The sequence below is a fragment of the Legionella nagasakiensis genome (assembly GCF_900639915.1).
GTDB classification, from domain to species: domain Bacteria; phylum Pseudomonadota; class Gammaproteobacteria; order Legionellales; family Legionellaceae; genus Legionella_A; species Legionella_A nagasakiensis.
In genome coordinates this window covers 1-24,315 of sequence record NZ_CAAAID010000013.1, presented here as the reverse complement: position 1 = coordinate 24,315, position 24,315 = coordinate 1, and the positions used below count along the sequence as shown (strand labels likewise).

Here is a 24,315-nt window from a genome sequence, read left to right as displayed (position 1 = left end):
CAATGACAATTTATTCTGATTGGGCCTTGGCAAGCAAATGAGTGACTTCATCATCTGAAGTTTGTGAGAAATCCTCAAACCATAGTCCTACCGCCTGGAAGTTTACGGGTTTTAACGGGCAGATGAATTCATCTACTTCTTTCGCTATTTCTTTATAGGTTGAAAGAGCAGCCACAGGAACAGCCAGTATAATTTTTTCAGGATGTTTTTTATGCAGCGCTTTTATGGCTGCACGTGTCGTTGCGCCGGTTGCAATACCATCATCAATAAGAATAATGATTTTCTTTTGCAAACTTGGTAACGTCTTGTTTCCACGATAAATGGATTCCCGACGCAGCAACTCTTTTTTTTCAGACTCGATGACTTGTTGAATTGATTCCTTTGAAATTTGCAGCGTTTGCAGAATACTCTCATTAAAAACTACGGTGCCTCCTGTGGCGATTGCACCCATTGCCAACTCCGTATGACCAGGAACTCCAAGCTTTCGTACCAGAAATACATCGAGCGGGACAGAAAGTGCAGCCGCAACTTCGTAGGCAACGGGAACCCCACCGCGTGGCAGAGCCAGTGCGATTGCATTTGGATTTTTTTGATAGGATATCAAATGGGAGGCAAGAACCTTTCCTGCCTCTTGGCGGTTACGGTACTTATCCACGTCATTGCTCTTTTTAGGGAGTAACTTCAAAATACTGCGTATTGTACGCATAACAGTTCCATGCGGTTTGTACACCATTTACTTCTACATGGATCACCATCATGTCCAGATCTGCTAATGTTGGCTGCTGTTCGAGATAGCAGACTCGGTTTACGCCATTAATCGTCACATAGTTATAAGAGGCTGTCGTTGCATAATTTGCTGGAAGGTAATATACGTTGTCATGACTTTCCAATACGATTGGCTGGCCCGTAATGATTATCTTGTCAGCAAAAACTGAGAAGCTCATTATTGTAAAGAATAGGATGGCTATTTTTGATGAAATCCTTTTCATAATTACATTCTCCATTTTATGACCACGAAAAAATGATAATTATCCTTAGGTCAATAATAAGGCATCAATTTATATGGTTATTTTTAATTATAAACCATAACAAACCGCTCATCTTTTTAAACAAATTCTCATGAATTTAAGTAACTTAAGTTAATGGTCTCCCTTATTTTTTTATAAAAATTTATTAGCCCCTTAATTGAGGGGCTATCATAATAAATTTTTATACTGGTGGAGGGGGTCTTCTGCCGCCTATTAGACTGACAACCAATAAAACAACAAAGATAACAATAAATAAATAAAATAGAAGTTGTGCTATCCCTGCTGCAGCGGAGGCAATGCCGCCGAACCCGAAAATTGCGGCAATTATTGCGATAATAAAAAAGAAAATTGCCCAGCTTAACATGATAAATCTCCTTAAAAACACATCAACTGATATGCTAAAAAATCCTATTTTTGATAGCTAAATTTAATATCCTCCTGCATTTCATGGAAAAGAGTTTGCTTTTATATTTACATGCTATCTATCTAGTATAGATGGATACCATGCATTTTGCATAAATCAGGTGAGTCTACTATGCTAAATAAATAAAATGGATGTTTCGCATTAATGGACTTGTGATGGACCTTATCGGACTGGTAATTTTTATCATACTTATAGCAATACTATTACCTGTATGGCCTTATAGTAAAAACTGGGGATATCGTCCTGCGGGTGTAGTGGGTTTGTTATTGCTTGTCTTTCTTTTTTATTTATTTTTTCGTCATGAAGTGATGTAAGTATCATTAATATTGAATGATATAGAAGGTGTATTTATTGAAGAAACAAAGAATCATAAGTGAACTGAAAAAAAATAGTAGGAAAGGGTTTTAATAAATGGAATGGTAAGGAAGAGGTGGATCATGGATAAGTTAATTAAATTAAAAGCAGTGGCAATTCTGGTTTGCAGTGGCATTGCCAGTGGTGTAATAGCTGATGATGCGATGACAAATGGCAGTAATAGTGGTGCACAAAATGGTCAAATGGCGACACAAGCGGCTAAACCGAGTGATGAAAACCTAACCAGTGATGTTAATGCGGCTTTAGCGGATTATGCAGGTAAAATTAATGCATCAGTCAAAGGCGGGACCGTGTATTTATCTGGTCAATTACCTTCAGACACAGACTATGAGAAAGCCATTACACTTGCAGAATCGATCAAGGGAGTACTTGATGTCAACGCAGATAATCTTACGGTTAAAGACAGCAACAGCCCTTTGTATGACAGCTACATTACTGCTAAGGTAAAAGGTGCACTCATTCAAACCGATCTGATGGATAAAGACATTCCAAGTTGGTCTATCAGTGTAGAAACAAAAAATGGCGAAGTGTATTTGTCTGGAACGGTGCAAAGTGAGCAGGAAAAGCAAGATGTCGTTAAAGTTGTGAGTTCGGTCAGTGGCGTAACCAAAGTCAATGATGAGCTGCAAGTTGGTGCCGCTGATGAGACAAAGAGCCAGGAAGATGCAGGTACCATGTCTTCGGACTCAACACCTTCTGAATCAAGTGGTTCTGACGCCACGGATAATTCATCTTACTGATATTAGGTTACATTTTTTAAAAAGCACATATTTATTATATGTGCTTTTCTTTTAAAGACTTATTAAGTCTGTTGTTAAATGGGTTTATTTTTAAAATATTTAAGGGACTGCTATGTGTCGATTAATAGCTTATATAGGGCATGAGATAGTATTAGAAGATGTATTAGTAAAGCCAGTTAACTCAATCATTATGCAGAGTCTGCATGCACGCGAGACAGAAATTCCTACAAATGGGGATGGTTTTGGCGTGGGGTGGTATGCGCCACATGTCAGTCCGGAGCCGGCATTATTTACTTCCATTGCCCCCGCCTGGAATGATAGAAACCTGCTTCATTTAACCGCTAAAATTAAATCACCCGCATTATTTGCTCATGTGCGAGCCGCTAGCGCTGGGGGTGTTACTAATTATAACTGCCATCCATTTGTTCATGGGAAATGGATGTTTATGCACAACGGTGGTATTCAGGATTTTATTGATGTTAAAAGGCATCTTCGTCATTTATTGGAAGATGATGTTTATCATTGGATTCAGGGTGAAACTGATTCTGAACACATATTTGCTTTATTTTTGCAAATGGCAAAAGGCAAAGATTTATCGAAATTATCTGTGGTAGCGGATGTATTACAGGCGGTTTTTTATCAAATTGCCGAATTAATTAGACAATTTGGAAAACGCGGAGCCTCCTATTTTAATGTGTGTCTTACAGATGGTAAACGTTTATTAGCCAGCCGTTATTGCAATTATAAAAGTTCTCGTCCCTCGAGTATGCATTATTCAGTGGGTAGTCAGTTTGTGGCGAGAAATGGTGGTTACCATATGCTGCAAGAGGAAGGGAAGAAACAGTGCATTCTTGTAACCTCCGAAAAGCTCACCAGGTTCAATGCTGAATGGCAGGATGTGCCTGAAAACCATTTGCTGATGGTCGATAAAGACTTATCCATTCAATTGAAACCGTTATAATTTAGGTGTAATTTTTAGAATTTTGATTGTATCGCTTAAAAATATAAGGAGTATTATGCCGTCATTTGATGTTGTTTCAGAAATCAATTCCATGGAATTGCGTCATGCCGTCGACAATGCGAGTCGTGAAATACATAACCGCTTTGATTTTCGTGGCGTTGAATCCAGTTTCACGCTTGAAGATTTAACGGTAACGTTGACATCAGAATCGGATTTTCAGGTGAGACAGATGGAAGATGTTTTTCGCAATCACTGCAGTAAACGGGGTGTCAGCACGGCGGGTATCGATATTGATGATAAACCTGTCCATAGTGGTAAAACTTATAGTCTTACAATGACATTTAAGCAGGGCATTGATCAGCCAACAGCAAAAAAAATTGTAAAGCTGATAAAAGATAGAAAAAGCAAAGTGCAGGCCTCGATTCAAGGCGATAAAGTACGTATTACTGGAAAGAATCGGGATGATCTGCAGGATGCGATCGCACTTTTGAAAAAATCAGACATTGAATTGCCTTTACAGTTTAATAATTTTCGTGATTAGCGGTGTGTGAGTTTTTATTACAGTGGACGGAGTCCGCTTATTTTAATTCAAAATAATTACGGTAAATTTCTAGATATTTTCCATCGGATTCCATATTCAATAATGCTTCATTTATTGCGGCTATTAATTCTGAATTATCTAGCGTTGTCATGATGCCATAACCTTCTCCTACCGGCAATTTACTGCCAATAAGTTTATACGTGTCGTTATTTGCTGCCCAATATTTTGCGACTTCACTATCGACCAGAATGATATCCACCGTTGCATTCGCTAAAGCTTCAAGCAGATCAGTATTAAGAGGGTATTCAATGACTTGAACATTATTTTCGTAGAGGTTCTTTGCTAAATCTTTATAGGGTGTACCTTTGCGGACTCCTATTTTTTTCCCTTTGATCGCTGCTGGATCATTAATGATTGACTTTTTTAAAGTCAGGAAACGTCCATTGCTTTCCATATAGGGGAGGCTAAATAGAAATTCAGATGCTCTGGCCGGTGTGATGGTAATGGCTGCGATGGCAAGGTTGATTTTACCCTCTTTTATGTTGGAAAATAAATTATCGAAGGGGAGTGGTGTAAAGTCACATTGAGCATGAATACGTTTGCAAATTTCCAACATGAGATCAATATCGAAACCAAAAAAGTGATTGGGCTCAGTGGCTAGTGTTTCAAAAGGTGGATTTAAAGGTGCACTACCAATAATTAACTTATTTGCTAATAAGCAAGGAGTTGTCAACAAAGCAATAAGCATGACTAGCGTCTTCATAATCCGTCCTTTGATTAAGAGCGTGTACCAATGAGCTACCTAGGTTAGCAAATGATGCGCGGAATTCATCATATCTTGTTTTATTTTTTGCAGCAACGGCCTAAGCATTTGATTGCATAGCTGATCTTTCTGGCAAATAGCCTGGCTCATTCATGTTGGTTGGTAACTCTGTTTCGATTTGCAGCGTTGCCAATGCTTGATTGAATTCTCGATAAAAATTATTTTGTCCAAGTAAGGTGAGTATCCCAGCTTTTTTCAATTTTGCTTCAACTCGGGGTTTAGCGCCACACACGATGACTCTGATACCGCGTTTATGCATTTCGGTAATGGCTTCTTCTAGTGTTTGTATGCCCGTTCCATCAATAAAAGGCACCCAACGCAGACGGATAATAAGAATTTTGGGGTCGGTGTGGGTACTGGCTAGAGCTCGTTCAAAAATTTCTACTGCACCAAAGAAGAAAGGTCCTTCAATGGCAAAAACGACTAGATCTTTTGGGAATTCAGCGGTATTTTGCTGATTCATTTCCTGAGAGATTTGTTCTTCAGTTTGTTGCTGCACTTCAACACTGGATGCCATACGTAAGAGGAAATGTAATATGGCAAGAATGACCCCAATGTTGACTGCTACGACCAAATCCACAAAAATCGTCAGAAAAAACGTCACCAAAAGAATCAATACATCAGCTCTTGGAGCACGTTGAAGCAGTTTAATAAAATGTTTTACTTCGCTCATATTCCAGGCAACTACAAAAAGAATTGCTGCCAGTGCTGCCAGCGGTACGTCGTACGCTAATGGGGCAAGAAATAAAATAATAAGCACTAGAGTGATAGAATGAACAATACCTGACAAAGGACTATTACCGCCATTACGAATATTGGTTGCTGTGCGGGCGATGGCCCCGGTTGCAGCAAAACCGCCAAAAAAGGGTGTTGCTATATTAGCAATGCCTTGTCCTATAAGTTCTCTGTTTGAATTATGGCGTGTCCCGGCCATGCCATCAGCAACAACCGCAGATAATAACGATTCAATCGCCCCCAGCATGGCAATGGTAAAAGCAGGGCCTATCAGTTCCAGAATGCGATTTATACTGATTTGAGGTAATTGAAAAGATGGTAGTCCTTGGGGAATACCACCAAAGGCTTTTCCAATGGTTGCTACATCAGCGAATTGAAAAATTGATTGTAAGGACGTAGCGATAACAAGTGCTATCAAAGGTCCTGGAACTTGTTTGAGAAGCCGTATTTTGTTGGCATACATGACAATACTTAATGACAGGACAGCCAATAAGGTGGTTGCCAGATTTAATTGAGGAAGCACTTGCAAGGAATGCCATAATTTTTCATGAAAATGTCCACCTTGTATTGGTGGCAAACCAAAGAAATATTGCCATTGTCCGACCCAAATGACAACTGCAATCCCCGCTGTAAACCCAATGATGACCGGATCCGGTATAAATTTTATAACGGCTCCAAGTCGTGCTAACCCAAAAAAAAGCAGCATACATCCGGCGAGTATTGTTGCGATTTGCAAGCCATCGATGCCATATTTACTCGTAATACTGGCTAATACCACAATAAAAGCACCGGTGGGTCCTGCAATTTGTAAACGACTGCCGCCAAATAGACTGACCAATAAACCAGCTACAATCGCTGTATAAAGTCCTTGCTCTGGTTTTGCACCAGAGGCAATCGCAAATGCCATAGCCAAGGGTAGCGCCACTACTCCGACAATAATCCCGGAAATAAGGTTAGGCATCCAGAATTTTTTTTGAAATAGGCCCGCTTGGTATGATTCGACAATGGTTTTCATAGTACCTTCAGCGAATGTTGCTTGAGAAATTAGAGTACGAATCATACCACATTATTAACAATATGTGCAGTGTGTTGACTAATTGTGCTTATTAAAATGGGGAGAATATAAAGAAGGTTTATTGCCAATTATCCACTTAGTGGTCTATTATAAAACATAGAGGTAATGATTTACCCTGGCTGAACCAAAATACGATGGAAAGAAGGAGATTTGTTTGAGATGCCGTGTGTAAATCTGTTTCTGAGCAGGGAACCTCAAGCATTTCATAGGTCACCATGATGAATAGGATTTGCGGCTCAGATGCGCAGGGGATCATTGCCTGTTTCTATCTTTGATATCTAAATCAGTGTCGTCTTATCTTTGAATCCATTTTGAGGCATTTGACCAATTCGGCTTGAATTTGAACATTGAGATTAGGATCGGATTGCGATAATATGTTACAAATTTAAACTTAATGGTTAAAGTTAAATGAAAATGGGGTGGATTTTTGTGTGCTTTCTTCTGTCGTTGCAACCAGTATTTGCCGATAAGCATCCTGTGAGAGTAGGTGATGAAATCGTTATTATCCACCAGAAAGAGCGAGGTCGTGGCAAAACCTTTGTGCATTTACATCAAAATGAAACAACGGCTCTAAAGGCGGCAAATGCAATCATCAATGCTGAGGGCGGGCATCTTCTTACCTTAATTCATTCTGGTGAAAGAAATATTGTTTTTCATTTATATCATAAACGTTATGAATTTGATCCAAATCGTATTTTTAGTGATATTGGTATTAAAAAAACGCTGATGCAGTTTGGCTCTTACACCCCTGAGGCACATCAAGAAGTCAAAAAACTAGCAGATAAGATTAAAATGCTGTTACCTGAAGGGAAAATTATTGCCGTCCATAATAATCGCTCTTATTCCGTCCATGAATATTTGCCCGGCCATCCTCTGTCTTCTGAGGCTCAGGCGTTGAATTATTCCGATAAGCGTCATTATAGAAATTTTTATCTAGTGACTAAAAAAGATGATTTTATACGCCTAAAAGATTTAAATTATAATAGTGTATGGCAAGCCAGAAATGCAGAAGATGATGGCTCTTTGTCTATTTACTTAGCTTCTCGAGATTATGTCAATGTTGAAGCTGGGTATGATCAATTGACCACTCAAATTAAAATGTTAAAGCACGCCTAAAAGTTGTATTAACCCCCCTTCTAAGTTGATATAATTTTAATCTTAAAGTATAATTAATATACATATTTTGCAAGGAAGCAGTCATGAAAACGCTAACCTCTGGCTTTTTAGCCCTATCAGCCGCAGTATTATTGAGTGGTTGCACAGTAGCTACCACAACCTATACACCAACTTATAGTACTTACTCCGTAGGCGTGGGTTATCCCTCTTATTATTGGGGTACTCGTTATTATTATCCTACACGTTATTATTCTGGCTATCGCTATTATAACACCCGCACCTATTATGGCCCGCGTGTTTATCGACGCTCTTGGTATCGTTGGTAAGGATACTAACTATGGACATACCCCTTGCCGGTTTTCATCCCCCTCTCTCTGGCAAGTGGGTGATTTGTCCATTATTTAAAGAGTTACTCCTTAGCCCGAGATACATATTCCCCTTTGCGGGTATCGACTTTAATTAATTCTCCAGTTTGTACAAATAATGGAACGCGGACCACCGCTCCTGTTTCTAAAACAGCAGGCTTTCCACCTCCGCCGGAAGTATCTCCTTTAAGGCCAGGGTCAGTTTCAGTAATTTCAAGCACGACAAAATTGGGAGGAATGACCTGAAGTGGTTCATTATTCCAAAGTGTAACAGTACATAGGTCTTGTTCTTTGAGCCACTTTACCGCTTCTTCAACTGCTTCCGGGCCGGCTGCATATTGTTCAAAATTATCAGGTACCATGAAGTGCCAAAGTTCACCATCATTATATAAATATTGCATTTCTACATCGGCTACATCCGCAGAAGGTAATGTTTCACCGGATTTATAAGTTCGTTCAACCACACGACCAGTTTTGAGATTGCGAATTTTTACTCGTGTAAATGCTTGCCCTTTGCCTGGTTTGACAAACTCACAATCAACAATGCTGCAGGGAGCATTATCAACCATCACTTTTAATCCGTTTTTAAATTCATTGGTGCTGTAGATTGCCATTTGTTCCCCACTGTTGAGATTTTGGTGTGATTTCGTTAAAGTTCGTGAAGTTTACCAATTCTGTATCTTGAATGCGAGATTCCACTTCCAGTTGGCAAAAAATTCTAGCTCAAGGTTTTTCCTCGGCCGCTGAATTGCTAGAATTTTTGCAACTTCCTCTCTTTCTAGCAAGTCATCTGGCCGAAAAGCAATTTAAAACACGAGTCCCTCGAGCGTTTGCGGAGCTTATGGAAAAAGGAAATCGTTATGATCCTCTATTACTGCAAGTGCTTGCTGTGGAAGAAGAACTGCACATTCGCAATGAGTTTGTTCATGATCCGCTAAAAGAAATGTCAGCGAACCCCATCAAAGGATTGATTCATAAATATCATGGTCGGGTTTTACTCATTCTTACTGGTAGTTGTGCCATCAATTGTCGTTATTGTTTTCGCCGGCATTTTCCTTATCGCAATAATAACCCTGGTCGAAAAGGATGGCAGTTAACCCTGGATTATATTGCTAAGGATTCTTCTATTCAGGAAGTTATTCTGAGTGGTGGCGATCCTTTACTGGCTCAAGATGAAGTATTAGGAGAAGTATGTTTTCATCTCTCAAGGATTCCACACGTACGTACGCTGCGAATCCATTCTCGTCTTCCTGTGGTATTGCCGGAACGTATTGATGAGTCTTTGCTTGACTTGTTAGCGTCTATGTCTTTGCGAAAGGTGATTGTATTGCATAGCAATCATCCACGGGAACTGGATGAACGGGTGGCTAAGGCATGTGCGGCATTACGCCATGTCGATTGCCATCTATTGAATCAGTCTGTTTTATTGGCCGGCATTAATAATGATCCTTTGATCTTGGCGGCTTTAAGTGAGCGTTTATTGGAATGTGGTGTCATGCCTTATTATTTGCACCTACTGGACAAAGTGCAAGGTGCGGCGCATTTTGATGTGTCTTTGGCTGAAGCAAAAAACATTTTTCAGTCCTTGCAGACACGTTTGCCAGGGTACTTGGTACCGCGCCTTGCCTGTGAAGAAGCTGGCAAGAAAAGCAAGTCACTTATTATAACAGAACACATTGCAGCGCTTTAGAATGGTTAACAACATTTAGGTTAGTTGATTGTTGTCGCTGTATAATTCCAATAATTTTTCCTGGGCGCTGTAGGTGCCATTGCGTGGAGGTTTGTAAGTCCCATCACTCTGCATTTCCCAGATGTCTTTTGTATCTTTCAAATAGTTTTTCAATATTTCGTGTTTGATGCGTTGACGGCATGCCTCTTCCAAAATAGGAAACATGATTTCAATTCGGTTATATAGATTTCTTTCCATTAAGTCAGCACTGGAACAGTAATAATGTTCTTCTTTTTCATGACGAAAATAATAAATACGATGATGTTCTAAAAAACGGCCGACGATGGATAAGACACGTATATTTTCAGAGATTCCTTTTATGCCGGGAAGCAAACAGCAGACGCTGCGTACGATAAGCGTGATTTTAACACCAGTCTGCGACGCAGCATAAAGTGCTTGGATCATGATTATGTCCGTCAAACCATTGACCTTGATAATGATTTCTGCCTCTTTTCCTTTTGTTGCGGCATGAACACATTGGTCAATAAGTTGCAAAAGATTTTTTTGCAGTGTAAACGGAGAATGACATAATTCTTTAAGCTTAACGGTTTTACCGAGCCCTGTGAGTTGTTGAAAAATAATTTGAGTATCTGCGGTAATTGCAGGATTAGCGGTGAGTAAGCTGATATCTGTATAGCGTTTTGCTGTTTCTTCATGATAGTTGCCTGTCCCTAAATGGACATATCGTTTTAGTTTGCCATGCACGCGTCGCACAACTAAAGTCATTTTAGCATGCGTTTTGAAGCCTACCACGCCATACAACACTAAGACGCCTGCTTCATGCAGCTGATTGGCAAGCCGTAAGTTTGATTCTTCATCAAATCGTGCCCGCAGTTCGATAACTGCAGTGACCTCTTTACCAGAACGGGCTGCTTCCACCAACGCCTTAACCATGATGGAGTCGAAGCGAGTGCGGTAGAGCGTTTGTTTAATAGCAAACACGCTGGGGTCGGCCGCGGCTTGTCGAACAAAATCAATAACGACGTCAAAGCTTTGAAAAGGATGATGAAGCAGGATGTCTTGCTCATCAAGAATGCTAAATAGATCATATTTATGTTTAAGAAAGCTGGGAAATCGGGGAGTAAGTGGCGGGTAATTTAAATCTGCTCTTGGAATACGGTTAATTGCTTGTAAATAACGCTGGATATTAACAGGACCATCGCAATAATAAGTGTCTTCATGACGCAAGTGGTACTTTTGTAAAAGGAAATCTGTAATGTGATGTGGGCATTGTTTATCAATTTCGAGCCGTACCACATGACCATAATGGCGGGAAAACAATTCTTTTTGCACAGCGGCTGCTAAATCCTCTGCCTCTTCATCTCTTAGTGAGAGGTCACTATTGCGGGTCAGGCGAAAAGCATAACAGCCGTCAATTTCCATACCTGGGAAAAAACGGTTGATGTGGGTATTAATAATCGAAGATAAATAAACAAAATGACTTCCTTCACCACATAGTTCCGAAGGTAGATGAATCAATCTTGGTAAAGATCTGGGAGCATGAACAACTGCATAATTAATATTACGGTCAAAAGCATCTTTGCCACTTAATGAAATGATGAAATTCAAGCTTTTATTAAATAAACGAGGAAAAGGATGCGCAAGATCCAGAGCAATGGGACTTACAATGGGCAAAATTTCATTTTTAAAATAATGCTGTGCCCACAAGTGAATATCCTCAGTCCAGTCTTCCGTATTGTAAAAATGGATATTCTCTTTTTTCATTGCGGGCAATAATTGCTTATTAAAAATGCTGTATAGCTCGTCGATTAATCGGTGGGTCTTTTTACTTAATTGACTTAACAGCTCATCTGCGCGCAGGCCATCGATGCTTAATTTTATTGAAGCAAGAGCTATTTTTTCTTTTAATCCTGCAACTCGTATTTCAAAAAATTCATCCAGGTTACTACTGCAAATACAAAGGTAACGCATTCTTTCCAGCAAGGGTAGCTGTTCATTGCGGGCGAGCTGCAAAACTCGCTCATTAAATGCTAGTGCCGTAAATTCGCGGTTAATATAATAGTCTGGGTTATCCAGAGAGAGAGTCAAGCTGGCCTCCAATGGCAATATAAATTCAACGCACTAGAAAAAAACAAATTCCTATAAAGGCAATGAGTCCCCAAAAAGGAGACAATTGTAAAAAAGCTAGCGCTAAAAAAAATAAAATACAAGCGATGACGATTGAGAAAGAATAATACATTTCAAGCACCCCTTGAGCAATGGAAAAAGAGGCTGCTGCTAATAATGCCAATGCACCATACTGCACAGAAACCATAATTTTCTTAATCATAGGACCATCGTGACTCGTTAACCATTGATACCCTGCAACAGCGAGGAGTAATCCTGGCAGATTTAAGCAGATAACGGCGAACATGAGTCCTAAGAGCCCGGCTGCTTTATAGCCAATCAGCGCTGATAATTTGACAGCAGTTAGACCAGGAAATAAAAAGGTACTGCCGACCATACGAATGAACTCTTCAGGCCCAATCCAGTGGCGATAGGTAACGGCTTCATATTCCAATAGTTTTAACATGGAATTGCCGCCGCCCAATGAAATCAATCCGATTTTACCGAAGCTGATAATGATGGCAAATAACGTTTTAATCATCATGTTAGGGCATAATTTAAATCATTAAATGGTTGCACCTTATTCTGCCATCATCTTGCATCGTTCTTCAACGAGAGTAGCTAAATAAGTGTTTTAAGGAAGGTTACATAATCACAAGGCGTTTTGCCTTGCAGAAGGCTTTTGCTCATGTATTCAACCCAAGTCAATACCTTGGATTCGAGACTTAAACTAAAGTAAACTTCATCACCAATGCACAATCTTGCCAATTCCATCTTAAGCTTAGGGGTAATGGGAAATTGGTAAATCAGTGCCTCTTTACTGACGGTCACTGTTTTTATTTTGTCTTTAGCATTTACCAAAAGCGATTGAATATCGATAGGGTTACTATTAGGAATAAAAAGGGATTGCTCAGTCGCTGCAAGTTTAATTTTTTTGCCGTAGGCGGCTGCCCAAGTCGTTTGCTTAAGCATTGGCTTATAAAGTAATTGATCATGCCGCATTTTTAAATTGAAATTGACATCAGGCAATAGATAATAAGTGTCTTGTCGATGCTTGGCCTCGTATCTAGATAATTCTAAAAATTGATCATTAAGGCCATTTAAAGAAATAATTGCGCTTTCAGGCCAAAAATACCGTGATTCCCAGCGCAGCTCATCGGCTGGTGTGTCATTATTGCTTGGTAATTCCAGCAGGAATTCATTTTTTATTTCAAAATTCCAGACGAAACGCTTACTCATCATCAATCAACGACAATAGGATTGAACACTAACAGAGCCTAGGACATTTTGTGCCTGCTGACAAGGTGTCTCTTATTTTTTGTTAATCACGATTTAAGAGAAGTATATACTGGCATAACATATTGAATTAATATAATTAATCTTACGAGCTTTTTGACAGGCTCAAAATGATTAAGAGGTTGCATAGATAAAGGAAGGGATTGTTATGGCTACACTGTTTTTTTTGTTATATTTGCTGTTTACTTTGATTGTTCTTTATCATGCACTGAACCCACTTGTCTGGGACATTGGAAGTGCTGTCTATTTGTTAATCGCGACGTTTTTTATTGGTCTTCCCTGGATTGCTGGGTTATTTTTGTGGGTGGTCATCATTGGAATCTTTCTTATTATCAGAGTGGAGTCGATTCGTGGTGCCATCAGTGAATTCTTATACCATCATGCGGAAAAATCGCTTCCCAAGTTATCAAAAACTGAAGAAGAGGCATTAAATGCAGGCGATACGTGGCTAGAAAAAGATATTTTTACCGGAACGCCAGATTGGAATAAATTAAATTCTATTACATCAGACCTTACGCCTGAAGAGCAGGCATTTCTTGATAATGAAACTCAAATATTATGTGGCATGCTGGATGAATGGGAAATCAGTCAGCAGCATGATTTACCAACTAAAGTTTGGGATTATCTTAAGGAAAAAGGATTTTTCGGTCTGGTGATTGACAAGGAATATCAAGGCAAGGGATTTTCGGCTCGTGCTCATTCGGATGTGGTTATGAAAATTGCCAGCCGGTCGGGGGTAGCTGCCGTGACGGTCATGGTTCCTAATTCCTTGGGCCCTGGAGAGTTATTGCAACATTATGGGACGGACGAGCAAAAAAAATATTATTTGCCAAGGCTTGCAAAAGGGATTGATATTCCTTGTTTTGCTTTAACTGAGCCTGATGCTGGTAGTGATGCAACCTCTATTAAATCTGAGGCAGTAGTGGTCAAGAAAGTCATTAACGGCAAAAAGATACTTGGACTTAATCTGACATTGAACAAGCGTTGGATTACTTTGGCCCCAGTTGCAACATTGATAGGATTGGCCGTTAATTTAAGAGATCCAGATGGTTTATTGCAGGGGGAAGGCGAAGAAGGGATCACTTGCCTATTGATTTCTCGCGATACAGAAAATCTTGAGATTGGAAATCGGCATTTACCGGCTGATCAGCCATTTATGAATGGCACTATTCGCGGTGAGAGTATTTTTGTTCCTATCGCTTCGATCATCGGTGGCCAGAAACAGGCAGGACATGGGTGGCAAATGTTGGTTGAATGTTTGTCGATAGGGCGTTCCATTTCTTTGCCTGCGCTAGGGACTGCATCGTCAGCAATTTCGTATCTGACAGCAGGGGCTTTTGCACGTATTCGTCGACAATTTAACGTTGAAATAGCGCAATTTGAGGGCGTCGAAGAAAAGCTTGCGGAAATTGCTGGCTTAAGTTATCTGGTGAATGCTACTCGTTTACTGACGGTGGCGGCTGTAAATCAGCATAAAAAACCTTCCGTTGCTTCTGCTATTACCAAATATTTCAACACGGAACTGGCCCGTATTGTCATTAATGATGCTATGGATATTCATGCTGGTCGTGCGGTGGTGGTGGGGCCTCGCAATTACATGACTAGCTTTTATCAAGGAATTCCAATCTCTGTGACTGTTGAAGGCGCCAACATTATGTCACGTAATTTATTAATTTTTGGTCAAGGTTCAATGGCATGCCATCCGTTTATTCGTCAGGAATTTTATGCCTTGGCCAGTGGCGATAAACATGCGTTTAAAGACATTATTTGGCAGCATATCCATTATTTTATCCGTAATATTGCCAAAACAGTCTGTTCTGCATGGAGTGGCGGGTTCTTTATTGCTGTGCCCAATAATGAACTTAAAAAAGAATATAAGCGACTTGTGCGTTTGAGTCATGCGTTTGCCTGGTTAGCTGATTTGGCTTTAATTTATTTGGGTGGTGCGTTAAAACGTAAGGAACGGTTGTCTGCAAGACTCGCTGATGGGATGTCTTACCTTTACATGGCTATGGCGGCACTTCAGTATGCCCGAGAGCATGCAACAGAAGCAGAACAATTACATGCCAAATGGGCTGTTTCTTATTGTTTTTATCATGCGCAGAAATCCATGATTGCTTTCTGTCAGAATTTCCCTTCACGTATTATGGGGGGGGTGATGCGCGTACTGGCATTTCCCTTAGGGCAAAGCATGCGTTATCCTAGTGACAAACTTAGTCAGCAGTTGGCTCGTATGATGACCAGGAATAATCATTATCGCGAACACTTAAGTAAACATGTTTACTTAAGTGGTGATCATAATCAACCAGTTGACCGCATGGAGATAGCATTGCAAGCGATGATTCAACATGAAGCCTTGTATGAAAAAATCCGTGATTTGAAACGTTTTAAATTTGGCAGTCTCAAGCAAAAACTTATGGAAAAAGTTGATAAAAATGAAATCACTCAAGAAGAAATGAATCACTTGCTTGCTGTCGAAAAATTGCGATGGGATGCCATTCAAGTGGATGAATTTTCATTTGACTCCATGAAAAGGAAAACGTTTGCGTCACTGACGCAGCAGTTTAAAACGCCATTGGATTAATTTACATGTTTTTAACATACGATTGATTAATGATGTCGTTGGGGACCAATAGCAATTTGCTATAATCATTAGCAACGAACTATTCTTGAACAAATGAGAGAATAATATGTCTTTACCATTAGCAAAATCTCGTGGGGGGATCAGCTTAAATCCATTGCCAAGTGCCTTAACTTTGGAAAAATTTATGGAAGTTGCCACGAGGGCTGATACCGCTCAATACGGTTATGAGTTATTCCAAGCACGTTTACAAGAAGCTGGTGTGCTCGATCGTTCCAGTAAAATCTTGGAGGAGATGGCGCGATTTGTCTATTACAGAGAGCAACAGACTAAAACAAGCGTTGATGCATGGCTAGGCGAGAGACAGCTTTCTACGATACAACAATTTCAGTTTAATCTTGCTGCAGAAGCAGCGCATCATATTAGTGACAAATCAATTACCTTTGATTTTGCTGTTAGTGACGCGGCGGAATTGCTGCGTGGATATAGCAGCAATGGCCAAGAACTTGATGCTGAAACCGTTGAAGCCTTGGATAAATTATTTAATGCTTGGCTGGTGGAAAACAATATGATGAGTAAAGGGGGCGTTATCTATGAAATGGATGAAAAAGGTAATGTAAAAAAAGACACAGCAGGTAATCCTGTAAAAGCAGATGCGGAGAAACTTAAAGAATTGATCCAAGACACACATCGTGGTTTTGAAGCGTATGTACACAATAAAAATGATGATGTGATGGTATCAACAAGACAACATGCTTATCCAGAACAGAAAGTAGAAGAAAAAGTCACTGCAGAAACGGAGCAAGAGCAAGCGCCTCATTCGGGTATGTGAGTCTCACGGTTCGCCTGTTGCAATCTTTCTGGCGAACCAATATCAATCCATTTCCCTCTATGAATTTCACCGCTTGCTTTTTTATGTTTTGCCAGGTCACGAAGCAAAGGGGTCAGTGAATAGCGACCAGGATGACCATGCTTAAAGGCATGAGGATGGTAACAGGCAATGCCGGCAAAAGTATATTGTCTATTTTCATTCTCAAGATATTGCAGGGTAGATAAGCCAAAATCTCCATGCTGATAATAAAACGGTTTGTTGACTAGAACTAAATGGGCTAGCTGTTTAGGAGGCAAGGCAAGGGAAGAAAATGAATAATCGGTAAAAATATCGGCATTCACGACCAGAAAAGGATGATTTCCTAATAGAGGTAAAGCATTGACGATTCCTCCTCCTGTTTCAAGACCACCAGGAGGCTCTGGGGAGTATAAAATTCTAACATCCCAGTGGGCTCCATTTCCTAGATGCTGGCGAATTTTTCCACCCAGATAGGCATGATTAATAATGATTCGCTGAAATCCGGCTTTAGCCAAATTAATAATATGATGTTCAATTAAAGGAATATGGTGAACTATGCATAATGCCTTAGGCATTGTTTCTGTAATTGGGTTTAAGCGTTCGCCTCGTCCGGCGGCTAATATCATTGCGGTATGCATGATGAGTGTTTCTCTATAAAAGGAGCTTGTACTTTTTGTTGTAAAAAATGATAAAAAGAAAGCCAATCATCGTGTTTTTCCAGGCAAGCCATAACATAGTTAAAGGTACGTGGCAAATCCTGTAAATAGGCAGGCTTCTGGTCACGTAAATGCAATCGAGAAAAAATCCCTAAAACTTTTAAATGCCGCTGTAATCCACACATATCAAAGGCCCATAAAAATTCTGCCAGGGACCAGCCATAGGTTGTTGGCATCGCATGATAAAAATAACTAGCCCAGTTCTCTATTGTTTCAGGCGACCATTGTATGTAGCAATCTTTTAGCAAGGAAACTAAATCATAAGTAAAGGGCCCTCTCATCGCATCTTGATAATCGATGATACCCAGTTTAATGGCAGGGATTTCATGAATGATCATTAAATTGCGTGAATGATAATCGCGATGAATAAAAACCTGCGGTTGCGTTAAGATAACTTCGGCAAGCCTATTGAATGTATTTTGAATAACTTGGATATCATCGGCCGTGAGTGTTAGCCCAAGGTAAGTTTTTAGAAACCATTGTTGAAACAGATTCATTTCTTCAAGCATATGAGCCTTATTGAACTCTGATAGATTATCACTCGGGCAACGCTGCATTTGAATTAAAGTGGTCATGGCAGCTTTATAAAGGATATCTTCCTTATTTGGAGAAAGCGCATTCAGGAGTAATTGATCGCCAAAGTCTTCAAGAAGCACAAATCCTTGAGCAAGATGGACAGCAGATACTTGGGGCGTGTGAAGACCGATGTCAGCCAACGCTTTGCCAATCTTTATAAACGGGTGTATGGTTTCCTTATCAGGAGGGGCATCCATGACTACGTAAGTAGTTTGTTCATGTTGAAGTCTGAAATAGCGGCGAAAGCTCGCATCTCCAGCCAATGGTATTAAAGTAAATTGTATCGTTCCAAATTGTTCTTTAAGCCACTGGTTAAGTGCTCTTTGCCGACTGTGCATGTTATACTTCCTGCCTTGTTTGGCGATATTCATGGTGGTGCATATTAAGGCTTGTGGACACTTCTATTATTTTGGCCGTAAGGCCTTAATTTTTTTAACTTCGCTTACTAAATACCGGGGTAAGTTTTTCATTGCTGCACTGAAAATATGGGGTTTTTTCTCTATTTATAAATTATCTCCCCGGCATGGGGGGTATTATACGCTAATTGCTATAGGCTTTGCAGTAGTGCTTGCATGCGGCTTACATCGTGCAGTAGCCTATGCTACCAAGGTGAGTATAGAGCCTGTGCAGGCGTGTGTAATGTCTCGTGATGTGCCATTAAATGCTATGCTTCGCACGACATTTGCTCAGTGCCTTGGATGGCAGCCAAACAATGCCTATCCTTTGTGTCGAGGTGTATATCAACCGCTTTCTGTAGTGCCTTTTACAGAAGGAGAAATCCGTGTTCAGGCCGATGAAGCCTCTTTGTATGCGAAAGGTCGTTCCCGCTTATCCGGAAATGTAGAAGTGCATGAAACCCAGCGAGTGGTTAATGCGCAAACTGCCTATATCTATCGTGATGAACAAACCAGCCAAGTGACAAAAATTGAATTGCTGGGAGAGGTTCGTTATCTTGAACCTGATCGCCTCATGATTGCGCGAAAAGCTGTCATTAATCCGCAAGATAAATCCGGACGCGTTGAGGATGTTTTATACCGATTTAGTACCCAGCGTGCTAACGCAATCTTACCGGCTTGGGGACGCGCTAGCTTTATTGAGCGGTTCGCGAATCAAGATTATCTATTACGTAAAGCTACTTATAGCACCTGTGCACCCCAGGACAACGCCTGGCAGATTGAAGCAGGTGAAATTTCGCTTGATTATTCGAAATCCAGGGGAGTAGCAAAACATGCCATATTGCGCGTCCATGATTGGCCAGTCTTATACGCGCCATACTTAAGCTTTCCGACGGCCAAAGTACGAAAATCGGGGTTCTTAATGCCGATGTATGGCTATTCAAACATAGGTGGTTTTGATTTAGCGCTTCCTTACTATTGGAATATTGCGCCTAATTATGATGCAACTTTGATTCCTCATGTCTATACGCGACGTGGATTGATGATGGGGGGAGATTTTCGCTTTTTAACAGAGAGTTCGGCTGGAATCGTCAGCGGTCATCTCTTGCCTAATGATCGTGCTTTTGCCAAGTTTGTCACAGACAATAGCAACCAGTACCCTAGTTTACGAGGGACGCCAAATAATCGTTGGTCTTTTTTGCTGCAGGAACATACCCAATTTAATCCTAATTTACATCTGGGAATTGACTATCAGCAGGTATCAGATGATTATTATTTGCAAGATTTTAGTACTAATTTAGCTGTTTCGACGCAGAACCAGTTACTGCGCCAGGGGACGTTAGCTTATACAACAGAACATTGGTTGTTTCGTGGAATGATGCAAAGTTATCAAACCCTGCATCCAATTAATCAATCCGTCATCTCCGATATTTATCAACGGTTGCCGCAATTACTGGCACGAGGCGCGTACAACGATTTGCCATTTCAAGCCAATTTCAATGTGTTAGGTCAATTGGATAATTTTCGCTGGTCGGCAAGTATGCCTCAGCCACAAGGGCCCCGTTATCATTTAAATCCAATTTTGTCATTTGCAGAATTTAAACCTTGGGGTTATGTAACACCTTCCCTGCAATTAGTTGAAAATTATTATAACATTCAATATGGCGGGGGTAAGATGTCTCAATCATTTAATCGGACTATCCCTCGATACAGCTTGGATAGTGGATTATTTTTTGAACGTTTTACAGCGCTAATGGGGCATGGCTACTTACAAACACTCGAACCTAGATTGTATTATTTATACGTTCCATATCATGATCAAACGACGATTCCGGTCTTTGATTCGGCTTATATGATTTTTAATAATGACCAGTTATTTCGTACAAACCGCTTTTCTGGGTTTGATCGTATTGGTGATGCTAATCAATTGGCCTATGCTGTAACCACACGGTGGTTGTCTGAAGAAAACGGCCAGGAGAAAGCCAGTTTTTCTATAGGCCAGATTCGTTATTTTTCCAATAGGCGTGTCCAGCTTTGCTATAGCCAAGAAGGAAATTGCAGTGATGGTTCTCTTATGCTGGGTTATTTATCACCCGTGGCTAAGTCATCACCCATTGCATCGCGGTTAAAATATCATTTAAATTCCACCTGGATGATGACAGGGGATTATGTCTGGGATGTCTATACGCATGCAACAAACAATGGTTATTTAAATATTCATTATCAACCTCAGGTAAACCAAATCATCAATTTTGGTTATACCTATCTGGTGGATGGTGATGTCACTCAAGTGGCTAACAGTAACATACAAAATAATGCATTGCATCAGGCCACTTTTTCCTATGCTTGGCCATTCTCGGATAGATGGAGCAGTCTTGGGATATATAGTTATAATATCAGCAAGCGATATAACATGATGACGTTTTTAGGGTTGCAATATGATAATTGTTGTTGGGCTATTCGTGTATTAGGTGGCCGCACCTTTAAAAGCATATCGCCTACAACGTTGTCACCACAATACAATAATAGTATATATCTGCAAATTTTACTTAAAGGCTTAGGCAGCGCTGCAAGTGGTGACCCATCCAGCGTGATTAACAGTTATTTGCCGGGTTATTCTGATATTTTTCGGCATTAACTTGATAATTTTGATCGCAATTTTTGACTTAAATTAAGTAACTTTGCTTGTATTTTGATTAATAATAACCTAAATTGCTGCAACTAATGATGCCTTAGAGCAGTTATACTTAAAGAGATGAGGATTATGGCATGCGAAGACAGATTTTAATTTTTTTAATGTTATTTCCCGCGCTTGTTATGGCAGTGTCTGCACAGCCTTTAGATCGTGTAATAGCTATCGTAAATGATGATGTAATTACCGCCAGTGAGTTAGATGCGCAGGTTGATGCACTAAAGCAGCAGCTTGCTGAGAAACGAATGGAACTCCCTCCCGATACAGTATTACGTAAACAAGTTCTACAGCATTTAATTGATGTTGATTTGCAATTACAGTTGGCAAAAAATAACAATATTTCTGTTGATAATGCCGAATTGGATGGTGCTATAGCGAAAATTGCTTCTTCCAATCATTTATCTCTGACGCAATTACGTGAAGAAATTGGGAAGCAAGGGCTTGCTTGGGAAACCTATCGAGATAATATTCGTAAAGAAATGTTAATCAGTCGACTGCAACAAAAAGCAATAGGACAGGAGGTGATGGTTTCATCGCAGCAAGTAGATGATTATCTCAAAACCTCGCGGAATAATGAAAAAAATCAATGGACATACCATTTGCAAAACATCGTTATTCCCTTGCCAGAAGAGCCTACTACCGATCAACTAAAAAAAGCACAAAAAAAAGCTCGGATGTTGTTGCAAAAAATTAAACAAGGTGATGATTTTAGTCGCTTGGCTGTTGAGGAATCGAGTGGTGAATATGCATTGGAAGGTGGTGATTTAGGTGAACGGCATTTGGCTGAGTTGCCAGAAGTGTTTGCCAAGGAAGTCGTTCACATGAGAAGGGGAGCAATTTCAGGCCCCATCCGTACGGGTAATGGATTACAATTGATTAAGCTAATCGCCATCGGCGGCAAAGATGAAAAACACCATGTGACAAAAACCCATGCACGTCATATTTTATTAAAGCAAAGTGCTAACATAACCCTCGCTGAAGCTGAAAAGCAAATCAATAATATTTATCAACAATTAAAATCCGGTAAGGATTTTGCATTGATGGCCAAACAATATTCTCTGGATGCTGCCAGTGCGGTCAATGGGGGGGATTTAGGCTGGGTGACGGCAGATGAATTGGTTCCTCAGTTTGCAACCGCAATGGATAGCTTGCCGTTGCATACTGTCAGCAAACCTGTAAAGTCCCCATTCGGTTGGCATTTAATTGAAGTGTTAGAGCGCAAAACCGTTGATGATTCAGAGGCGTTTCAACGTCAGCAAGTCAGGCAGTTTTTACATCAGCGTAAATTTACGGAAGCGGTGCAAAATTGGCTGCAGCACATGCGTACCGATGCTTACGTGAAAGTTCTAGAAAAGGAATTGGCATGAAACCACTGCTCGTGAGCAGTGGTGAGCCAGCTGGAATTGGACCTGATGTCTGTTTGGCATTGGCTGTTTCTCACTTACCTATCGTCATTTTAGGGGATAAGTCATTGTTAGCTCAGCGTGCTGAGCAGTTAGGCTTGAACATTACCTTAAAAGATTATGCGATAGGCGAGACCGTCACCAAGCCCCACAATCAGTTAACCGTATTACACGTTCCCTGCACCGCAGAACCGATAGCTGGAGTTCTTAATCCTCAAAATGCTTCTTATGTACTTGCCATGTTAACAATCGCAGTTCAACGTTGTTTGCAAGGGGAATTTTCCGCCTTGATTACCGCTCCTGTGCATAAAGCAGTGATCAATCAAGCTGGATTCGCTTTTAGTGGTCATACGGAATTTTTAGCACATCAATGCAATACCGAGACTGTCGTGATGATGCTGGCGTGCGATGCCATGAGGGTTGCTTTGGTGACCACTCATTTGCCGCTCAAGGATGTTTCGGAGGCAGTGACCATGTCATCTGTGACCAATGTCATTACTTGCCTTGATAAATCGTTAAAGCAAGAGTTTGGAATTTCCAAACCTCGGATTTTCGTTGCAGGACTGAATCCGCATGCTGGTGAAGATGGGTTTCTTGGGCGTGAAGAAATTGAAGTCATCCGCCCCTCTTTGCGCGCATTGAAAGACCAAGGGATAGATGTGCATGGCCCGTTTCCGGCCGATACCATGTTCACGGCACAGCATGTTAATGACTGTGATGCTTTTGTAGCAATGTATCATGATCAAGGATTGCCTGTTTTAAAATACGCTGGTTTTGGACGGACAGTAAATATTACTTTAGGCCTGCCAATCATTCGTACCTCAGTCGATCATGGTACAGCTTTGGAGTTAGCCGGCACTGGCAAAGCCGGCATTGGGAGCATAAAGGCTGCAATAGAAATGGCCGCATTCATGGCAATAAAAAAAAGTGAGAAACATGACGCTCATTAGTTTGATTGCAGCGGTTGATGAACATGGCGCATTGGGTAAAGATAATCAGTTACTTTGTTATTTGCCGGCTGATTTACGGCATTTCAAGGCGCTTACCCTTGGCAAACCTATCCTCATGGGACGGAAGACTTATGAGTCAATAGGTAAACCTTTAGCTGGGCGATTGAATCTTGTTCTCAGTAAGCGTCTAGCTCAAATCAATGGAGCTGTGGTTGTTGACACATTAAATCGCGCTCTGGAATTAACCCGCCATGAACCGGAAATCATGATTATTGGTGGTGCGCATGTTTACGAACAAACGCTACCATTCGCTCAGCGAATTTATTTAACAAAAATTCATCATCAATTCGATGCAGATGTTTTTTTTCCAAAATTAGAGGAAAATACTTGGCAAGTTCGAGAGGCAATTTTTAGGCCGCATGATGAAAAAAATAAATATGATATGACCTTTTATCGTTATGAAAAGATATAAAAAATTGCATGAATGCCATTGGATAATAGTGCGTTTTGGATTTTTTGTTTAACTTGTTTTTGGATAATATGCTACACTATTTGTGTATTACAATTACATCTAGTAATGGCGCTTTACGATTAGTAAGAGGCAATAATCTTACTCGATTATCGTGGTTTTAATATCTGGTTGTTTCAACAAGCAGTTTCTAAAGTCCAATAGCTTAAACTTAGATTATTTACTCCCAAGTTTAAAAATAGATTGACAATGTGAGCTGTATGAGTAGAATGTGCGTCACTGCCTTGAGGGCGAGCTGATTAAGAAGATAGAAGACAAACTGTGTGGGCGCTTTGAGTGACTGGAGTGCTTGAAAGAGATGAAGTGAGTCAGTAGAGATACTGATGTTGAGAGATTAAACTGAAGAGT

The 24,315-nt window shown here is 40.4% G+C and carries 24 protein-coding genes; 13 read left to right on the top strand and 11 right to left on the bottom strand.

What is annotated here, in order from left to right; genetic code table 11:
* Positions 1 to 10 precede the first annotated feature (10 nt).
* From E1O52_RS10495 to E1O52_RS10485, 3 genes are all read right to left on the bottom strand, one after another.
* Positions 11 to 706 (bottom strand): phosphoribosyltransferase, encoded by a 696-nt coding sequence (locus tag E1O52_RS10495; protein WP_133128665.1) that lies wholly within the window; start codon positions 704 to 706, stop codon positions 11 to 13.
* Positions 669 to 989: a hypothetical protein gene (locus E1O52_RS10490; protein WP_133128664.1), complete on the bottom strand. Its 321-nt coding sequence runs from the start codon at positions 987 to 989 to the stop codon at positions 669 to 671. The genes E1O52_RS10495 and E1O52_RS10490 overlap by 38 nt, the downstream gene beginning before the upstream one ends.
* A gap of 220 nt (positions 990 to 1,209) precedes the next feature.
* Positions 1,210 to 1,392, bottom strand: coding sequence for a DUF1328 family protein (locus E1O52_RS10485; protein ID WP_133128663.1), 183 nt, complete (start codon positions 1,390 to 1,392; stop codon positions 1,210 to 1,212).
* Positions 1,393 to 1,583: 191 nt separating this feature from the next.
* On the opposite strand from E1O52_RS10485, the gene E1O52_RS10480 reads away from it, so the two are divergent.
* The 4 genes from E1O52_RS10480 (at position 1,584) to E1O52_RS10465 (ending at position 4,069) form a co-directional block, all read left to right on the top strand.
* Positions 1,584 to 1,766 carry a DUF3309 family protein gene (locus E1O52_RS10480; protein WP_341272575.1) on the top strand — a complete coding sequence of 61 codons (183 nt, stop codon included), beginning with the start codon at positions 1,584 to 1,586 and terminating at the stop codon, positions 1,764 to 1,766.
* A gap of 123 nt (positions 1,767 to 1,889) precedes the next feature.
* Complete coding sequence (locus tag E1O52_RS10475; RefSeq protein WP_165474786.1) at positions 1,890 to 2,567, top strand: BON domain-containing protein; 678 nt, start codon at positions 1,890 to 1,892, stop codon at positions 2,565 to 2,567.
* Between the two features lie 112 nt (positions 2,568 to 2,679).
* On the top strand, positions 2,680 to 3,528 hold the full coding sequence (locus E1O52_RS10470) for a class II glutamine amidotransferase (RefSeq protein WP_133128660.1): 849 nt from the start codon (positions 2,680 to 2,682) through the stop codon (positions 3,526 to 3,528).
* Positions 3,529 to 3,583: 55 nt separating this feature from the next.
* Positions 3,584 to 4,069 carry a YajQ family cyclic di-GMP-binding protein gene (locus tag E1O52_RS10465; RefSeq protein WP_133128659.1) on the top strand — a complete coding sequence of 162 codons (486 nt, stop codon included), beginning with the start codon at positions 3,584 to 3,586 and terminating at the stop codon, positions 4,067 to 4,069.
* A 37-nt stretch (positions 4,070 to 4,106) separates the two neighbouring features.
* Here the strand turns inward: E1O52_RS10465 and E1O52_RS10460 are convergent, their stop codons facing one another.
* Positions 4,107 to 4,832, bottom strand: coding sequence for a transporter substrate-binding domain-containing protein (locus E1O52_RS10460; protein ID WP_133128658.1), 726 nt, complete (start codon positions 4,830 to 4,832; stop codon positions 4,107 to 4,109).
* Between the two features lie 100 nt (positions 4,833 to 4,932).
* A complete protein-coding gene (locus E1O52_RS10455) occupies positions 4,933 to 6,642 on the bottom strand; it encodes a SulP family inorganic anion transporter (protein ID WP_133128657.1) in 1,710 nt (569 codons plus the stop codon).
* 474 nt (positions 6,643 to 7,116) lie between these two features.
* Between E1O52_RS10455 and E1O52_RS10450 the strand changes: the two genes are divergently transcribed.
* Positions 7,117 to 7,818, top strand: coding sequence for a protein tyrosine phosphatase (locus E1O52_RS10450; RefSeq protein ID WP_133128719.1), 702 nt, complete (start codon positions 7,117 to 7,119; stop codon positions 7,816 to 7,818).
* Positions 7,819 to 7,901: 83 nt separating this feature from the next.
* The gene (locus E1O52_RS10445) at positions 7,902 to 8,144 is read left to right on the top strand and encodes a hypothetical protein (protein ID WP_133128656.1); all 243 of its coding nucleotides are present in this window, start codon (positions 7,902 to 7,904) and stop codon (positions 8,142 to 8,144) included.
* An 83-nt stretch (positions 8,145 to 8,227) separates the two neighbouring features.
* Here E1O52_RS10445 and efp read toward each other — a convergent pair whose 3' ends face one another.
* Complete coding sequence (gene efp, locus E1O52_RS10440; RefSeq protein WP_133128655.1) at positions 8,228 to 8,797, bottom strand: elongation factor P; 570 nt, start codon at positions 8,795 to 8,797, stop codon at positions 8,228 to 8,230.
* A gap of 71 nt (positions 8,798 to 8,868) precedes the next feature.
* On the opposite strand from efp, the gene epmB reads away from it, so the two are divergent.
* Positions 8,869 to 9,873, top strand: a complete 1,005-nt coding sequence (gene epmB / locus E1O52_RS10435; protein WP_133128654.1) for an EF-P beta-lysylation protein EpmB — start codon at positions 8,869 to 8,871, stop codon at positions 9,871 to 9,873.
* A 15-nt stretch (positions 9,874 to 9,888) separates the two neighbouring features.
* On the opposite strand, the gene ppk1 is transcribed toward epmB, so the two are convergent.
* The 3 genes from ppk1 to E1O52_RS10420 all read right to left on the bottom strand — a co-directional run bounded on the left by ppk1 (position 9,889) and on the right by E1O52_RS10420 (position 13,221).
* The gene (ppk1, locus tag E1O52_RS10430; protein ID WP_133128653.1) at positions 9,889 to 11,961 is read right to left on the bottom strand and encodes a polyphosphate kinase 1; all 2,073 of its coding nucleotides are present in this window, start codon (positions 11,959 to 11,961) and stop codon (positions 9,889 to 9,891) included.
* Positions 11,962 to 11,986: 25 nt separating this feature from the next.
* Positions 11,987 to 12,520 (bottom strand): chromate transporter, encoded by a 534-nt coding sequence (locus E1O52_RS10425; protein ID WP_133128718.1) that lies wholly within the window; start codon positions 12,518 to 12,520, stop codon positions 11,987 to 11,989.
* 80 nt (positions 12,521 to 12,600) lie between these two features.
* Positions 12,601 to 13,221: a hypothetical protein gene (locus E1O52_RS10420; protein ID WP_133128652.1), complete on the bottom strand. Its 621-nt coding sequence runs from the start codon at positions 13,219 to 13,221 to the stop codon at positions 12,601 to 12,603.
* Positions 13,222 to 13,423: 202 nt separating this feature from the next.
* On the opposite strand from E1O52_RS10420, the gene E1O52_RS10415 reads away from it, so the two are divergent.
* Positions 13,424 to 15,859, top strand: a complete 2,436-nt coding sequence (locus tag E1O52_RS10415) for an acyl-CoA dehydrogenase (protein WP_133128651.1) — start codon at positions 13,424 to 13,426, stop codon at positions 15,857 to 15,859.
* A gap of 106 nt (positions 15,860 to 15,965) precedes the next feature.
* Positions 15,966 to 16,688, top strand: coding sequence for a hypothetical protein (locus E1O52_RS10410; protein ID WP_133128650.1), 723 nt, complete (start codon positions 15,966 to 15,968; stop codon positions 16,686 to 16,688).
* On the opposite strand, the gene murU is transcribed toward E1O52_RS10410, so the two are convergent.
* Positions 16,673 to 17,344, bottom strand: a complete 672-nt coding sequence (gene murU / locus E1O52_RS10405; protein WP_133128649.1) for an N-acetylmuramate alpha-1-phosphate uridylyltransferase MurU — start codon at positions 17,342 to 17,344, stop codon at positions 16,673 to 16,675. The genes E1O52_RS10410 and murU overlap by 16 nt on opposite strands.
* Positions 17,329 to 18,336, bottom strand: a complete 1,008-nt coding sequence (locus E1O52_RS10400) for an aminoglycoside phosphotransferase family protein (RefSeq protein ID WP_133128648.1) — start codon at positions 18,334 to 18,336, stop codon at positions 17,329 to 17,331. The genes murU and E1O52_RS10400 overlap by 16 nt, the downstream gene beginning before the upstream one ends.
* A gap of 205 nt (positions 18,337 to 18,541) precedes the next feature.
* Between E1O52_RS10400 and E1O52_RS10395 the strand changes: the two genes are divergently transcribed.
* The 4 genes from E1O52_RS10395 (at position 18,542) to E1O52_RS10380 (ending at position 23,910) form a co-directional block, all read left to right on the top strand.
* Positions 18,542 to 21,031 (top strand): LPS-assembly protein LptD, encoded by a 2,490-nt coding sequence (locus tag E1O52_RS10395; protein ID WP_165474790.1) that lies wholly within the window; start codon positions 18,542 to 18,544, stop codon positions 21,029 to 21,031.
* A 131-nt stretch (positions 21,032 to 21,162) separates the two neighbouring features.
* On the top strand, positions 21,163 to 22,452 hold the full coding sequence (locus tag E1O52_RS10390; RefSeq protein ID WP_133128646.1) for a peptidylprolyl isomerase: 1,290 nt from the start codon (positions 21,163 to 21,165) through the stop codon (positions 22,450 to 22,452).
* The gene (pdxA, locus tag E1O52_RS10385; protein ID WP_133128645.1) at positions 22,449 to 23,438 is read left to right on the top strand and encodes a 4-hydroxythreonine-4-phosphate dehydrogenase PdxA; all 990 of its coding nucleotides are present in this window, start codon (positions 22,449 to 22,451) and stop codon (positions 23,436 to 23,438) included. Before E1O52_RS10390 ends, pdxA begins: the two co-directional genes overlap by 4 nt.
* Positions 23,425 to 23,910 carry a dihydrofolate reductase gene (locus tag E1O52_RS10380; RefSeq protein ID WP_133128644.1) on the top strand — a complete coding sequence of 162 codons (486 nt, stop codon included), beginning with the start codon at positions 23,425 to 23,427 and terminating at the stop codon, positions 23,908 to 23,910. Before pdxA ends, E1O52_RS10380 begins: the two co-directional genes overlap by 14 nt.
* Positions 23,911 to 24,315 lie beyond the last annotated feature (405 nt).

Bases quoted from the DNA above. Each gene is read 5' to 3' on its own strand.
- pdxA (WP_133128645.1), top strand. From the start codon at position 22,449: ATGAAACCACTGCTCGTGAGCAGTGGTGAGCCAGCTGGAATTGGACCT.
- epmB (WP_133128654.1), top strand. From the start codon at position 8,869: ATGCGAGATTCCACTTCCAGTTGGCAAAAAATTCTAGCTCAAGGTTTT.
- E1O52_RS10470 (WP_133128660.1), top strand. From the start codon at position 2,680: ATGTGTCGATTAATAGCTTATATAGGGCATGAGATAGTATTAGAAGAT.
- E1O52_RS10445 (WP_133128656.1), top strand. From the start codon at position 7,902: ATGAAAACGCTAACCTCTGGCTTTTTAGCCCTATCAGCCGCAGTATTA.
- E1O52_RS10480 (WP_341272575.1), top strand. From the start codon at position 1,584: ATGTTTCGCATTAATGGACTTGTGATGGACCTTATCGGACTGGTAATT.
- E1O52_RS10495 (WP_133128665.1), bottom strand. From the start codon at position 706: ATGCGTACAATACGCAGTATTTTGAAGTTACTCCCTAAAAAGAGCAAT.
- E1O52_RS10490 (WP_133128664.1), bottom strand. From the start codon at position 989: ATGAAAAGGATTTCATCAAAAATAGCCATCCTATTCTTTACAATAATG.
- E1O52_RS10485 (WP_133128663.1), bottom strand. From the start codon at position 1,392: ATGTTAAGCTGGGCAATTTTCTTTTTTATTATCGCAATAATTGCCGCA.
- E1O52_RS10400 (WP_133128648.1), bottom strand. From the start codon at position 18,336: ATGCACAGTCGGCAAAGAGCACTTAACCAGTGGCTTAAAGAACAATTT.
- E1O52_RS10450 (WP_133128719.1), top strand. From the start codon at position 7,117: ATGGGGTGGATTTTTGTGTGCTTTCTTCTGTCGTTGCAACCAGTATTT.
- E1O52_RS10420 (WP_133128652.1), bottom strand. From the start codon at position 13,221: ATGATGAGTAAGCGTTTCGTCTGGAATTTTGAAATAAAAAATGAATTC.
- E1O52_RS10425 (WP_133128718.1), bottom strand. From the start codon at position 12,520: ATGATTAAAACGTTATTTGCCATCATTATCAGCTTCGGTAAAATCGGA.
- E1O52_RS10455 (WP_133128657.1), bottom strand. From the start codon at position 6,642: ATGAAAACCATTGTCGAATCATACCAAGCGGGCCTATTTCAAAAAAAA.
- E1O52_RS10410 (WP_133128650.1), top strand. From the start codon at position 15,966: ATGTCTTTACCATTAGCAAAATCTCGTGGGGGGATCAGCTTAAATCCA.
- E1O52_RS10465 (WP_133128659.1), top strand. From the start codon at position 3,584: ATGCCGTCATTTGATGTTGTTTCAGAAATCAATTCCATGGAATTGCGT.
- E1O52_RS10460 (WP_133128658.1), bottom strand. From the start codon at position 4,832: ATGAAGACGCTAGTCATGCTTATTGCTTTGTTGACAACTCCTTGCTTA.
- E1O52_RS10415 (WP_133128651.1), top strand. From the start codon at position 13,424: ATGGCTACACTGTTTTTTTTGTTATATTTGCTGTTTACTTTGATTGTT.
- murU (WP_133128649.1), bottom strand. From the start codon at position 17,344: ATGCATACCGCAATGATATTAGCCGCCGGACGAGGCGAACGCTTAAAC.
- E1O52_RS10475 (WP_165474786.1), top strand. From the start codon at position 1,890: ATGGATAAGTTAATTAAATTAAAAGCAGTGGCAATTCTGGTTTGCAGT.
- E1O52_RS10380 (WP_133128644.1), top strand. From the start codon at position 23,425: ATGACGCTCATTAGTTTGATTGCAGCGGTTGATGAACATGGCGCATTG.
- efp (WP_133128655.1), bottom strand. From the start codon at position 8,797: ATGGCAATCTACAGCACCAATGAATTTAAAAACGGATTAAAAGTGATG.
- E1O52_RS10390 (WP_133128646.1), top strand. From the start codon at position 21,163: ATGCGAAGACAGATTTTAATTTTTTTAATGTTATTTCCCGCGCTTGTT.